This is a genomic window from Haloferax sp. S1W (assembly GCF_044593955.1).
In the GTDB taxonomy this organism is placed as follows: domain Archaea; phylum Halobacteriota; class Halobacteria; order Halobacteriales; family Haloferacaceae; genus Haloferax.
Genome location: NZ_CP172595.1, coordinates 490,455 through 503,018, shown reverse-complemented (window position 1 = coordinate 503,018; position 12,564 = coordinate 490,455). Strand labels below are relative to the sequence as shown.

15 protein-coding genes and 1 tRNA gene are annotated in these 12,564 nt (G+C 62.9%); 10 read left to right on the top strand and 6 right to left on the bottom strand.

Annotated elements, in window-relative coordinates:
* Nucleotides 1-127: 127 nt before the first annotated feature.
* The 6 genes from ACH9L7_RS02720 to ACH9L7_RS02695 all read left to right on the top strand — a co-directional run bounded on the left by ACH9L7_RS02720 (nt 128) and on the right by ACH9L7_RS02695 (nt 4,640).
* Nucleotides 128-212, top strand: a tRNA-Leu gene (locus ACH9L7_RS02720).
* A gap of 227 nt (nt 213-439) precedes the next feature.
* Entirely contained in the window at nt 440-958 is a 519-nt protein-coding gene (locus tag ACH9L7_RS02715) for a multiprotein-bridging factor 1 family protein (protein WP_396612217.1), read from the top strand.
* Nucleotides 959-993: 35 nt separating this feature from the next.
* Complete coding sequence (locus ACH9L7_RS02710) at nt 994-2,187, top strand: alanyl-tRNA editing protein (RefSeq protein WP_396612216.1); 1,194 nt, start codon at nt 994-996, stop codon at nt 2,185-2,187.
* 78 nt (nt 2,188-2,265) lie between these two features.
* Nucleotides 2,266-3,411, top strand: coding sequence for an acyl-CoA dehydrogenase family protein (locus tag ACH9L7_RS02705; protein ID WP_396612215.1), 1,146 nt, complete (start codon nt 2,266-2,268; stop codon nt 3,409-3,411).
* Between the two features lie 51 nt (nt 3,412-3,462).
* On the top strand, nt 3,463-4,017 hold the full coding sequence (locus tag ACH9L7_RS02700; protein ID WP_396612214.1) for an HAD family hydrolase: 555 nt from the start codon (nt 3,463-3,465) through the stop codon (nt 4,015-4,017).
* A 212-nt stretch (nt 4,018-4,229) separates the two neighbouring features.
* Nucleotides 4,230-4,640 (top strand): hypothetical protein, encoded by a 411-nt coding sequence (locus ACH9L7_RS02695; RefSeq protein ID WP_396612213.1) that lies wholly within the window; start codon nt 4,230-4,232, stop codon nt 4,638-4,640.
* 21 nt (nt 4,641-4,661) lie between these two features.
* Here the strand turns inward: ACH9L7_RS02695 and ACH9L7_RS02690 are convergent, their stop codons facing one another.
* Both ACH9L7_RS02690 and ACH9L7_RS02685 read right to left on the bottom strand, forming a co-directional pair.
* Nucleotides 4,662-6,122 carry an RtcB family protein gene (locus ACH9L7_RS02690; RefSeq protein ID WP_396612212.1) on the bottom strand — a complete coding sequence of 487 codons (1,461 nt, stop codon included), beginning with the start codon at nt 6,120-6,122 and terminating at the stop codon, nt 4,662-4,664.
* A gap of 93 nt (nt 6,123-6,215) precedes the next feature.
* Nucleotides 6,216-6,626, bottom strand: a complete 411-nt coding sequence (locus ACH9L7_RS02685) for an archease (RefSeq protein WP_396612211.1) — start codon at nt 6,624-6,626, stop codon at nt 6,216-6,218.
* 142 nt (nt 6,627-6,768) lie between these two features.
* On the opposite strand from ACH9L7_RS02685, the gene ACH9L7_RS02680 reads away from it, so the two are divergent.
* The 3 genes from ACH9L7_RS02680 to ACH9L7_RS02670 all read left to right on the top strand — a co-directional run bounded on the left by ACH9L7_RS02680 (nt 6,769) and on the right by ACH9L7_RS02670 (nt 9,444).
* Nucleotides 6,769-7,245 (top strand): GNAT family N-acetyltransferase, encoded by a 477-nt coding sequence (locus tag ACH9L7_RS02680; protein ID WP_396612210.1) that lies wholly within the window; start codon nt 6,769-6,771, stop codon nt 7,243-7,245.
* Nucleotides 7,246-7,350: 105 nt separating this feature from the next.
* Nucleotides 7,351-8,319 (top strand): sugar phosphate isomerase/epimerase family protein, encoded by a 969-nt coding sequence (locus ACH9L7_RS02675; protein WP_396612209.1) that lies wholly within the window; start codon nt 7,351-7,353, stop codon nt 8,317-8,319.
* A gap of 6 nt (nt 8,320-8,325) precedes the next feature.
* Nucleotides 8,326-9,444: a Gfo/Idh/MocA family protein gene (locus ACH9L7_RS02670; RefSeq protein ID WP_396612208.1), complete on the top strand. Its 1,119-nt coding sequence runs from the start codon at nt 8,326-8,328 to the stop codon at nt 9,442-9,444.
* Between the two features lie 165 nt (nt 9,445-9,609).
* Here the strand turns inward: ACH9L7_RS02670 and ACH9L7_RS02665 are convergent, their stop codons facing one another.
* The 4 genes from ACH9L7_RS02665 to ACH9L7_RS02650 all read right to left on the bottom strand — a co-directional run bounded on the left by ACH9L7_RS02665 (nt 9,610) and on the right by ACH9L7_RS02650 (nt 11,633).
* Nucleotides 9,610-10,074 (bottom strand): hypothetical protein, encoded by a 465-nt coding sequence (locus ACH9L7_RS02665; protein ID WP_396612207.1) that lies wholly within the window; start codon nt 10,072-10,074, stop codon nt 9,610-9,612.
* A gap of 43 nt (nt 10,075-10,117) precedes the next feature.
* Nucleotides 10,118-10,261: a hypothetical protein gene (locus ACH9L7_RS02660; RefSeq protein WP_396612206.1), complete on the bottom strand. Its 144-nt coding sequence runs from the start codon at nt 10,259-10,261 to the stop codon at nt 10,118-10,120.
* Nucleotides 10,262-10,420: 159 nt separating this feature from the next.
* Entirely contained in the window at nt 10,421-11,269 is an 849-nt protein-coding gene (locus tag ACH9L7_RS02655; protein ID WP_396612205.1) for a translation initiation factor eIF-2B, read from the bottom strand.
* A 43-nt stretch (nt 11,270-11,312) separates the two neighbouring features.
* Complete coding sequence (locus ACH9L7_RS02650; protein ID WP_396612204.1) at nt 11,313-11,633, bottom strand: DUF5822 domain-containing protein; 321 nt, start codon at nt 11,631-11,633, stop codon at nt 11,313-11,315.
* A 94-nt stretch (nt 11,634-11,727) separates the two neighbouring features.
* On the opposite strand from ACH9L7_RS02650, the gene panB reads away from it, so the two are divergent.
* Nucleotides 11,728-12,537, top strand: a complete 810-nt coding sequence (gene panB, locus ACH9L7_RS02645) for a 3-methyl-2-oxobutanoate hydroxymethyltransferase (RefSeq protein WP_396612203.1) — start codon at nt 11,728-11,730, stop codon at nt 12,535-12,537.
* Nucleotides 12,538-12,564 lie beyond the last annotated feature (27 nt).

The window sequence follows — 12,564 nt, the reverse complement described above, 5'->3', positions numbered from 1 at the left end:
TGCGAAAGGAAAACCGTTCTGTCCGAACCCAATCCCACGGCGTCTGCAAACGCCCGACATTGCCGCGTCGAAAGGAAAGTCATTTAAATTACCGCGAGGTAACGAAGAATGCAGCAAGACACAGCGGGCGTGGGTAGCCAAGCCAGGCCAACGGCGCAGCGTTGAGGGCGCTGTCCTGTAGAGGTCCGCCGGTTCAAATCCGGTCCCACGCATCGCAAGATGCAGGTGATTTCCTCCAAGGACATCACCCACGCACAATCCTTCCGAAAACTACGCCCCTGAGAGAGTTCTCTTGGCGGGGGTATTCTGTACTTCCTAGTAGCGTTGCGGGCGCTGTCCTGTAGCGTTGCGGGCGCTGTTAGCGGTCCGACGGTGAGTCGTTACTGGGCTACCGGGCTGGGGCCGCGACTTTAAAAGGGTCGAACGAGTAACACGCCCCATGGCCAAATATTCGACAAACCGGGGCGGAGGTGGCTCCGACGGCGACAGTTGCGAACTCTGCGGACGAACCACGACGAAACCCCGTCGTGCAAACGTCGCTGGTGCCGACCTGTTGGTCTGTCCTGAGTGTGCCCCCCACGGTGAGAACCGCCACACCGACCGCAAGAAAGAGTCGACGTCCTCCCGCGACTACTCCGAACAGAACCGTCGCAAGCGCGCCGCACAGCGGACGGCGAAGATGTACGACAGCGCAAAGGGCGACTCGAAACACTGGGAAAAAGAGGGCACGAACTACGAGAAGGACCGCCTCCCGTACCTCGTCTCTGGCTACGGCGGCGTGGTCGAATCTGCACGGCAGGACGCCGGACTGCAACTTTCCGAACTCGCCGACGAACTCGACATCGACGAGAAGCAACTGCTCGCAATCGAGCAGGGGCGCGCGACGCGAGCGAACATCGGTGGCTCGGTCATCCGGGCACTCGAAGAGCGCCTCGACGTGTCGCTCGTCGACGAGTAGCACGATTTTTCTCCCTCGGGCGTCTCGACGCCCTCATGACACACTCTCTCGCACCCACGAACCCTGAAGTCCGAGCGTTCGAGGCGGCCGTCGCGAGTATTGACGGGCGGTCTGTCGTCCTCGACGAGACGTACTTCTATCCCGAAGGCGGTGGCCAACCCGCAGACCGAGGCGTCCTCGGCGGCGTCGAACTCGCCCACGTCTACTCCGAAGACGGCGTGGTCGTTCACGAACTCGCGGACGACCCCGCGTTCGAAGTCGGCGACGAAGTAACGGGCGTCATCGACGACGACTACCGAACCTACTGCATGCGGGCGCACACCGCGAGTCACGTCCTCTACGGTGCAGCGCGCCACGTCTTCGACGACCTCGGCTACGGCGGCTTCGGCATCTCCGAGGAAAAGGTCAGAGTCGACTTCGAGACGAGTACGGATGTAGACGACGCGGCACTGGTCGAATTAGAGCGACTGGTCAATCGCGCCGTCTGGGACTCCCGAGACGTGTCGTGGGAGGAAATTCCAGTCGCCGAGGCGCGCGAGCGCGACGAAATCGCGTTCAACGTGAAGACTGAAGAGGGGGTCTTCGCCGACGCCGACGAAGTTCGAATCGTCACTGTCAATGGGTGGGACTGGGGTGCCTGCGGCGGCACTCACGTCTCGAACACCATCGAAATCGGGCCTGTGGAGGTACTGGGTCGCTCGAACCCCGGCGAGGGTCTCACGCGCGTCGAACTCGCCGTCGGGCCGTCGGCCATCGACCACCGCGCCGAACTCCAGCAGTCCGCCTACGAGGCGGCACGGGAACTCGGAACGAACCTCGGAGAACTCGGCGGCGTTGCCGCCGAGATAGTCGAGTCACGCGCCGCGCTCGAATCCGAACTCGCCGACCTGAAAGCGGAGGTGCTCGGAGCGCGCCTCGCAAACTTCGAGACGCTCGAACGTGAGGGCCTGACGTGGAAAGTCGGGGCCGTCTCCGGGTTCGAAGCGAACGACGTGGGCGAGGCCGCCAAGGACGCCCGCGGTGAGGCAGACGTGCTCGTCGCCGTCGGCGACTCCAACGCACCGTTCATTGTCGTCGCCAGCGCGGGTGACGTTTCGGCGGGCGACATCGTCGACGACGTGACGGACGAGTTTGGCGGCGGGGGCGGGGGTGGCCCGACGTTCGCACAGGGCGGCGGCCTCGGCACCACCGCCGACGAGGTGCTGGCGTTCCTCCGCGAGCAACGATAGCGCCCAACACTGTCGGATTGAAAACCCGTTCCGGGACAATTCACTCATCTTTTTCAATTATGGTTCGTAGAAGAGACCATGGTAACAGTAGGGTCCGACACCGCGCTAACTGACGAGCAGCGGGCCATCCGCGACGTGGTCCGTGAGTTCGCGGTCGAGGAGATTCGCCCGACCGCCCACGAGGCGGACGAGACGGAGACGTTCCCCGAAGAGGTGTGGGACGGCCTCGCTGAACTCGACCTGACTGGCCTGACCGTTCCCGAGGAGTACGGCGGATTCGGTGCCGACCGGATGACCTACTCCGTCGTCAACGAGGAAGTCGCCTACGGGCAACTCGCCGTCGCGACTGCACTTTCGGTCCACTGTCTCGCGACCGAGTGTATCAACGAGTTCGCCACCGACGGGCAGAAAGAAGAGTGGCTTCCGAAGATGGCTGACGGCCGTCCGGTCGGGATGTTTGCACTCTCGGAACCCGAAGCTGGGTCGAACCCGGCGGAGATGTCCACCGTCGCCCGCCGCGAGGGCGACGAGTTCGTCATCAACGGCAAGAAGCAGTGGATTACGAACGGCCAGCGCGGTGGCGTCTGTATCCTCTTCGCGAAGACGGACCCGGACGACCCCCGCTCTGTCACGCAGTTCCTCGTCCCCGGGGACGCCGGATACGAAGTCGGCAAGAAAGAAGAGAAGATGGGTCTCCGTGCATCCGATACGACGGCGCTCCTCTTCGACGACGTGCGCATCCCGGCCGAGAACCAACTCACCGAGGAAGGCCGCGGTCTCTCTGCCGCGTTCCACATCCTCACCGGCGGCCGCATTGGGATTGCCTCGCAGGCAACTGGTCTCGCACAGGCCGCGCTCGACGAGGCGGTCGACTACGCACAGGAACGCGAGCAGTTCGACAAGCCGATTTCGAAGATTCAGGCCATCCGTCACAAGATTGCGGACATGGGGACGCAAGTCCACACCGCGCGGACGCTGGTCCGCGAGGCCGCCCGCGTCGCGGACGCTGGTGAGGACCCGCGCACGCCCGCCGCGATGGCGAAGTACTACGCGAGTGAGGCCGCCGTCGACGTGACCAACGAGGCCGTGCAGGTCCACGGTGGCTACGGCTACACGACCGACTTCGACGTGGAACGATACTACCGCGACGCCAAGATTACGACCATCTACGAGGGCACGAGCGAGATTCAAAAAGAGATTATCGCGCGGTCGCTTCTGGACTGAGACAGCGACGCGCCCGAAGCGTCTTTTTTCTCCGCTGTCTTAGACCGGGCAATGACTCTCCCGGACCTGTCCGGTTTCGACGCCGTCGTCTACGACCTCGACGGGACGCTCGTGAACCTCCGCGTCGACTGGAACGAGGCGGCCCGCGACGCCGCGCTCGTTCTCCGCGAGGCGGGCGTCGAGGCGGACTCGATGGACCTCTGGCGGATGCTCGACGTGGCAGACGAACACGGCGTCCGCGAGGAATTAGAGCGCGAACTCGCGGCGCACGAGCGACAGGGAGCGTGGACTTCTGACCGCCTCCCGCTCGCAGACCACCTCCCCGAAGACGGCGTTCCCTCCGGCGTTTGCTCGCTCAACGCGGAGGACGCCTGCCGCGTTGCACTCGACGTACACGAACTCGAACCCCACGTCGATGCTGTCGTCGGCCGCGACACGGTAGCGACCGAAAAACCAGACCCCGAACCGCTGCTCGTCACGCTGGCGGAGATGGGTGTCGAACCGGATTCGGCCGTGTTCGTCGGTGACTCCTCGCGGGATGAAGTGACTGCCGAACGCGCCGGTGTCGCGTTCAGATACGTCGGCGACGGGCCGTCAGGTGTCTGAGTCGGCGCAGGTCTGCGGCGTTACAGACGAATAGGGCACACAGGCGACACGCTGCTCCTCTCCGCAGGGCGGCGTGTCGCACACCCGCTGACGCCCCGCGGCGATACTCAACGCACGGCGGCGTTGGCCGCGGTATCGGATATAAATCTCAGGAGGCGGGTGGGTTTCGACCCGCCGAGTGGGTTAAGCCCGCCGCGTCCTACCTCCTTTTCATGGGATATCCGGTCTCGTACTACTGTCCGCACTGCGGTGCGGTGGTCGAAGTCGAACGCGACGGCTACCTCGCCGACAAGTCGGTGACGCCGTATCCGCTGGCGGGATGGGCGTACGTCGACCCGGACGACGACTTCGAGGCGGACGACGCCGACGGTGTCCACTTCGTCTGTGGCGAGAGCGACGCACCCGGCCTCACATGGACCGGCGTGGTGAGCGAGGCCGACGACGTGGAGAATCCGGGATTGACGTCGCCGTGCGGCCGTGACTTCTATCTCTCGTTCGTAAAGTACGAACACGGACGCGAGGTGGAGTCAGTTCCCGAAAGCGACTACGTCGTCATCGGTGGGCAGGGGCCAGCGAGTCCGCGAGGGCCGGACGCCGGTCCGCGCGGTCCCGGCGGAGTCTAAGAATCCGGGTGTTGTGAACGGTTAGCCCTTGATGTTGCAGACGGGGAACGTCCGAACGACTTTGTCGCCGATGCCTAACTCGTCGGAGACGCGGACAACCTCGTCAACGTCCTTGTAGACGCCGGGTGCCTCTTCGGCCACCGTCGCGCCCGACTGCGCCTTGACGAAAATCTTCTGTTGCTCGCGGAGTTCGTCTTGGACCGTCTCGCCCCAGTATTCTCGTTTCGCCTGTGTTCGGCTCATCAGGCGACCCGCACCGTGGGCTGTCGACCCGAACGTGAGGTCCAGCGACGACTCACCACCGCGGAGGACGTAGCTTCCAGCGCCCATGCTGCCGGGGATGATGACCGGTTGTCCGACCTCGGCGTACGCTGGCGGGAGTTCGGGTCGGCCCGCGGGGAACGCTCGCGTCGCACCCTTTCGGTGGACGTAGAGTTCTCGTTCTTCGCCGTCAACGGTGTGAACTTCCTTCTTGGCGATGTTGTGCGCCACGTCGTAGAGGTGGCGCATCTCCATGTCGCGCCAGTCGCGGTCGAACACGTCGGCGAACACCTCTCGCGTGCGGTGCATGATGAGTTGCCGGTTCACCCACGCGAAGTTGATAGCGGCGCACATCGCGCCGTAGTACTCCTCGGCGAGTTTAGACCCGGCGGGCGCGGCGGCGAGTTCCTTGTCCGGCAACTCCGCCAGCAGGTCGGCGTGTTCCTTCTCGATGCGGCGGAGGTAGTCCGTACAGGTCTGGTGGCCGAGGCCGCGCGACCCGCAGTGGATGAGGACGACGATTTGGTCGGTTTCGAGACCGAACGACTCCGCTACGTCGTCGCGGTACACGTCGGTGACGCGCTGGACTTCGAGGAAGTGGTTGCCGGACCCGAGGCTACCGATTTGGTTACGCCCGCGGTCTTTGGCCTTCTGCGAGACGAACTCGGGCCGTGCGTCGTCGCGGAACCCTTCGTCTTCGCAGTGTGCAAGGTCGTCTTCGGTGGCGTACCCCGCGTCGAGCGCCCACTGCATCCCGCGTGCGAGAATGTCGTCGATGGTCTCTCTGTCGCCCGTCACGACACCACCGCCGCCGAGGCCGCTCGGGATGGCGTCGAACAGCGCATCTACGAGTTCCGATTCCTTGCCCTGAAGGTCCTCGTAGGTGAGGTTCGTCGTCATCATCCGCACGCCGCAGTTGATGTCGTAGCCGACGGCTCCGGGCGAGATACACCCGTCTGTCGTGTCCGTCGCGCCGACGCCGCCGACGGGGAATCCGTACCCCTGGTGTCCGTCGGGCATGCAGATGGCGTGGTTAGCGATGCCCGGCAGGTGCGTCGCGTTCCGCAACTGTTCGAGCGTCTTGTCCTGTCCAATCTGTTCGAGCAACGCCTCGGAGGCGAGCACCCGCGCGGGAGCGTTCATCTCGCCCTCCTGCGGAATCTCCCAGACGTGCTCGCGAACTCGTCGCAGTTCGATATCGCCGAACTCGCGTGTGGTCATATTCGAACGTTCGAGACGGCGATTCAATAGGATTCCGTCACGCGTCGGGTCGAATCGGGAGTCAGAAAAAAGAGGTGTGCGGTCGGACCGCGTTCACACGTCGAAGACGACGTAGGCGTCCCACCCGTCTTTGCCTTCTTCCAGTCTCATCTCGGAGTAGGTGACGGCTTTCACGTCGCGGGCGGTCACGTCGGCGAACGGGACGCCGCGGGCCGAGGCTTCGACGACCCACTCGTCGCCGTCTTGGCGAACCGTCGCGTCGTGGTCGGCGGGGAGGACGCCGCGCACGTCGCGCTCGTAGATGAGTTCGTCCAGATAGTCGAACAGTGCCGCTTCCCGACTCTCAGCCCGGACAGAAAGCGAGAAGCGCTCGCCAGTGTCTGCAACCTCGTCGCACATTGCGGCCGTGAGACCGTCTGCGACGGCGGCGAAAACGTCGCCGAGGCTGGCACCGTCTGCTTCGACGGCCACGTCGGCGGTGTGTTCGCGAAGTGTGAAACCCATACCGACTCGTGGGTGACAGCCACCCCTCGTCTTTTCGGTCGTCGGGTGCGGGCGTAATCGGCGGGTGCGGGCGTAAACTGTTCTCGTGTGCGTCGTTCACATGGACGGTGGAGTTATATTCTCCCTCCGGCTACCTCGGATTGTGAGCGTCAACGTAACGATGCGGGTCGACGGGCCCGGCGAGACAGCGTACGCTGAGGAGGCGTGGGACCTCAAAGAGGTCATCCGGGCCAACGAGGGCCTCCTGAAACAGCGCCGCGGATTCTTTATGGACGCCTACCGCCGTTCGACGACCTATCTCCTCTTCGAAAACGACGCACTGGTCGCGTTCGCCTCCACACGACGCGACGGCTACATTCTCTTTCTCGCCGTCGCTCCCAACGACAGAGGCGAAGGCCACGGCAAACGACTCGTCGCAAAAGTCGCAGAAGAGAACCCAGTCGTCACCTGCCACGCCCGCACGACGAACACGAACGCGCTCGACTTCTACGAGAACCTCGGCTTTACCATCCGACGCCGTATCGACGGCTACTACGAAGACGGCGGCGCGGCGTACTACCTCCGTCTCGGCGAGGAAGCGAGCCTCCGCGAGCGTCTCTCCGAGTTCCTCCGGCGCTAGGAACGATACCTCGCATTCGACACGTCTCTCTCTGCTCCTGCGAGCGCAGCACTGACTTTGCTCGTATCCTTAATTTTTATTCGCTCCGTAGTAGTAGGTCTGTGTATGTACATCGGAGTGCTCACTGTCCCGCTCGGGAACGAATCCCTCGATGACGTGCTCGACTATCTGTCCGGTATCGGCGTCGAAGGTGTCGAACTCGGCGTCGGCGGCTGGCCCGGCCAAGACCACGTCGACCGAACAGCAGTCCTCGGTGACGAAGACGCACAGGCTGACCTGCTCGCGGCCGTCGAAGACCGAGGCATGCAGATCAGCGCGCTGGCGACCCACAACAATCCGCTGCACCCGGACGAGGAGACGGCTGCCGAGGCAGATACGGAACTCCGCGAAGCCATCGAACTCGCTGCCGCCCTCGACGTGAACACCGTCACCTGTTTCTCTGGCCTGCCCGCAGGCGGCCCGAACGACGAGGTGCCGAACTGGATTACAGCCCCGTGGCCGACAGAACACGCCGACGCCCACGAGTACCAGTGGGACGTCGCCATCGACTACTGGTCTGACCTCGCCGAATACGCCGACGACTACGGCGTCGACATGGCCATCGAGATGCACCCCAACATGCTCGTCTACGAACCCACGGGGATGCTGAAACTCCGCGAGGCGACCAACGAGCGCATCGGCGCGAACTTCGACCCCTCGCACCTCTACTGGCAGGACATCTCCATCACCGACGCGATTCGGTTCCTCGGCGAGCACGACGCTATCCACCACTTCCACGCGAAGGACACGAAGGTGTACGAGTCCGAATCGCGCATTAAGGGTGTCCTCGACACCACCTCGTACGCAGACACCGCCAACCGCTCGTGGCTCTTCCGCTCTATCGGCTACGGTCACGGCGAGGAACACTGGAAGGACGTGGTCTCGACGCTTCGGATGGTCGGCTACGAGGGCGCGCTCTCTATCGAACACGAAGACGCGCTTACCTCGTCCAGAGAGGGGCTAGAGAAGGCCGTGGACGTGCTCGGACGCGCCGTCTTCGAAACGCAACCCGGCGAAGCCTACTGGGCGGAGTAATCAACGATGACTGAACCTCTCAAAGTCGGCGTCTTCGGCTACCGCTTCATGGGCAAGGCCCACTCAAACGCGCTTGCCCGCCTCCCGATGTTCTTCCCCGACGCGCCCGATGTCGAGCGCTCCGTCATCATCGGCCGCGACGAGGAGGCGCTCGCAGACGCCGCCGAGCGATTCGGCTTCGAATCGACGGCGACAGACTGGCGCGACGTGGTCGACGAGGTGGACGTGTTCTACAACCTCGGGCCGAACCATCTCCACGCCGAACCTTCCATCGCGGCGCTCGAAGCAGGCGCACACGTCTTCTGTGAGAAGCCGCTTGCCCCCACACTGGACGAAGCCGAAGCAATGCGCGACGCCGCCCGTGACGCTGACGGTGTGGCCGGATGCGCCTTCAACTATCGCTTCGTCCCCGCCATCCAGTACGCCAAGGGCCTCATCGAAGACGGCGAACTCGGTGAGATTCACCACGTGCGCGGTCGCTACCTGCAGGACTGGCTCGTCGACCCCGAGGCACCGTGGGCGTGGCGCATGGAAAAGGAGTACGCCGGGTCCGGCGCGCTCGGCGACCTCGGCGCGCACACCGTGGACCTCGTGCGCTTCCTCGTCGGCAACGTCGCGGGCGACATCGAGCGCGTCTCCGGGCACCTCCAAACGTTCGTCGACGAGCGCCCGGTTCCCGGCACGGACGAGTACAAGCCCGTGACTGTCGACGACGCCTACACCGCACAGGCCGAGTTCGAAAACGGCGCAGTCGGGTCGCTCGAAGCCTCGCGCTTCGCCAACGGCCACAAAAACGACCACACCATCGAGATTCACGGCTCGGAGGGGAGTCTGAAGTTCTCGCTCGAACGCCTCAACGAACTGGCGGTCTTGACGGGCGATTCGCGCGGCTACGAGACGGTACTCGTCACCGACGAGACCGACCCCTACGTGGACCACTGGTGGCCGCCGGGCCACGTCATCGGCTGGGAGCACACGTTCGTCCACGAGAACTACGAGTTCCTCACTGCGGCGTCCGAAGGCGGGGAGTTCCACCCATCGTTCGAGGACGCCTACGAGGTACAGGAGATTCTCGATGCTATCGAGCGGTCGGACGAAACCGGCGAGTGGGTCAGCCTCGACTAGGTCAGAAACAGCCGTCGCCAACAGTATTTGTAGTCGCTCCGCCGAAGCGTAATGGTGCGTTCTCGATGTGCCGCTTGTTTTCAGGGTGCCCAATTAGGAGGTTCCTATCGTATCTCTAGACGGCTACACAATGGCCTTCGAGTGCAACCCAACCACAAACTCTCTTCAAGAGAGGGAGTGACCTTCATCGAGAAGGTGCTGAACATCATCGGCGTCGAGCGCTTTGTTCGATTCTAGATATTCCTCGATACGCTGCAGTGACGATATTACGGTCGCCCGCTTGAGAGCTCTCTCCGACAACTCGTCGAACCGTACGAGGTCTCTCTGGCGGTATTTGTGCTTGTCTACGTAAAACAGATGCAAGATGTTGTACGTCTTGTTGTCCTTGGGTACCCCGAGGACGAGCTTGCCGTAGATACGGAGAATGTTCCCTTCGCGGAAAATCTCTAGTTTGTCACACCCTGTCGGAACTTCGTAGATGTGGCGGGATGGAGTATCGCTCTCTAATACACGGCAGATTTTCTTGAGTACGCGCTGCTGTTCCGTTGCATCGAGACCTCCAAGCGACTTCGTGAACTGGTCTGCGAATATCGCGACCGTTTCTTCACTATTGAGGGGAACGGAACTCACTCAAGAAGTGCCGACGATAGCAAATTAAAAAATACTCCCGAATTCAGAATTTCAGGACACTGGCAATTTCCTCTTTTGAGGACACGCGTCCCTCAACGAGGTCTTCGATCCCGTCGAGAACCTCTTGAGGGACGGACTCTTCGTGGCCCTCATCGTCGTGGTCCTCTTCCCGGGGTTTGTGTGCCATCGTATCTGAATAAGATACCCCGAGACATTTAGTTGTTCACCAATTGCTTCACGCAAACCACGTCGAGTTTCAACGGGACTTCCCCACGCGAAGTCAACCTCGGTGTTAAGTGGTGGCTACCAGTCGATTCCGAAATTAGGAACCTGAACTGCAGCCCAATTAGTACTCGACGATGCCCTCGTCGGTGATGACTTCGTCGATGAGTTCGACCGGCGTGGCGTCGTAGGCGGGGTTTTCTAACTCGATTCCCTCGACGGGTTCGAGCATGACCTCGCTGGGCGACCGAATCTCGTTTTCGAAGCGGAACCCGCCGTCGACGAGCTTTGCGCTCGACCCAACGACCGTCACGGGCACGCCGACTTCGTTGGCGGCGGCGACGAGCGGGAAGGTACCGATGCGGTTGTAGAGCGTGTTCTCGACGATGCAGTCCATGCCGATGACGACGCGGTCACATCGCGGGAGGAAGAGTCCCGACGCCCCGTCGACCATCAGGTGCGGTTGCACGCCGTCGATGGCGGCGAGTTCGCGGGCGAACTTCCGACCGAGGTAGCGCGGGCGCGCCTCCGTGATGTAGGCGTGGAGTTCGTTCCCGTCTTCGACGGTCAGTTCGACGGCCTCCATGACCGTCGACGAGTAGTCGTGGGTGAGGAAGGTATCGCCGTCTTCGAACGTTTCGGCCGCGTTCTTCGCGGCGCGGTGTTTCCCCGTTTCGACCTTCTCGACGACGCGGTCGATAGTCGTGCGCGTGAGTTCGCGCGCTTCGTCGATCCCGTCTGCCTGTCCCTGTACGTCGTTGAGGACCTCCTCAAGTGCGTTGTAGAGGGATGCATGCGACGGGTTCGCGCGTTTGAGCGCGCTGACGTTCCGTTCGAGGTCGCGTTCGAACTCCTCGACAGTAATGTAGTCGCGCTCGGTTAACTCCGCGAGCGACCGGGTTGCCTTGACGGCGACGACCGAGGAGCTGTGCGTCTGCATCTCACGAATCTCCTCGATGGTCTCGTCTATCATACGCGAACGTCGCCGTATCGTGTGAAAGAGTTTCCGGGAGGAGTCAGTCGTCCGCCTCAGCGTTCGGCTCCGAGTCGGGTTTCGTCGCGGTGCTGTCCGGTTTGATATCGTCGTCCGGCTTGGTGCCGCCGTCGCCAGCGTCGGTGCGCTTGGCGTAAATGAAGACGGCGATGGCGGTGATGAACCAGATGACCGCGCCGACGCGGATGGCGAACTCCGCCTTGTCGGCCCACGTGGGGAGCGTCGCATTTAACGAGAGTGCGGCCACGATGGGCGACCCGACGAGAATCGTCGTCACGAACGTCATCTGCATGACCCATCCGTAATCGACGCCGTCCGGATTCGACCGCTCGACTGGTTGCACGGGTGGACGTCTCACGCAGGGGGCTAATGCGTGCCGATTCCGGTCAGCATCGACAAAGGGGGAGGCTCATAACCCGGACGGGCGAATGGCAACCATGGCCACGGTACGTTCCCTTCGGGCGAAGGCTGGAGACGAGCCAATCACGATGCTCACGGCGTACGACGCGCCGACGGCGCGCATCGTCGACGAGGCCGAAATCGACATCATCCTCGTCGGCGACAGCCTGGGCAACGCGTCGCTCGGGTACGACTCGACGCTGCCGGTCACAGTCGACGAGATGCAGAGTCGGACCGCAGCGGTCGCCCGCGCGACGGACGACGCCCTCGTCGTCGCCGACATGCCGTTTCTCTCGTTCGGGGTGGACGAAGCGTCCAGTATCGAAAACTGCGGACGCATGCTGAAAGAATCGGACGCCGACGCGGTCAAGTTAGAAAGCGGCCCGCACACTGTCGAACTGACAGCGCGTCTCGTCCAACTCGGTATCCCCGTGATGGCGCACCTCGGTCTCACGCCACAGCGAGTGAAGGAACTCGGCCTCAGCAGACAGGGAACCGACCGCGACGACGCCCGCGAAATCATGGACCTCGCGAAGGCCCACGCAGAGGCCGGCGCGTTCTCGCTCGTTCTCGAACACGTCCCCGCGAACCTCGCACAGCAGGTCACGGAGGCCATCGACATCCCGACTATCGGCATCGGTGCCGGTCCCGACTGCGACGGACAAGTGCTCGTCATCAACGACGTGGTCGGATTAAGCGACCGCGTCCCGCCGTTTGCGACCCAGTTCGGCGACGTAAAATCCGAGATGGAGTCGGCAGTCGACGCCTACCGCGAGGCCGTCGAATCCGGTACGTTCCCCGCCGAAGAACACAGCCACGTCGAGGACGAACTCGACGAACTGTACTGAGCAAGGTCCCGAAACTGGCGGCTGTGG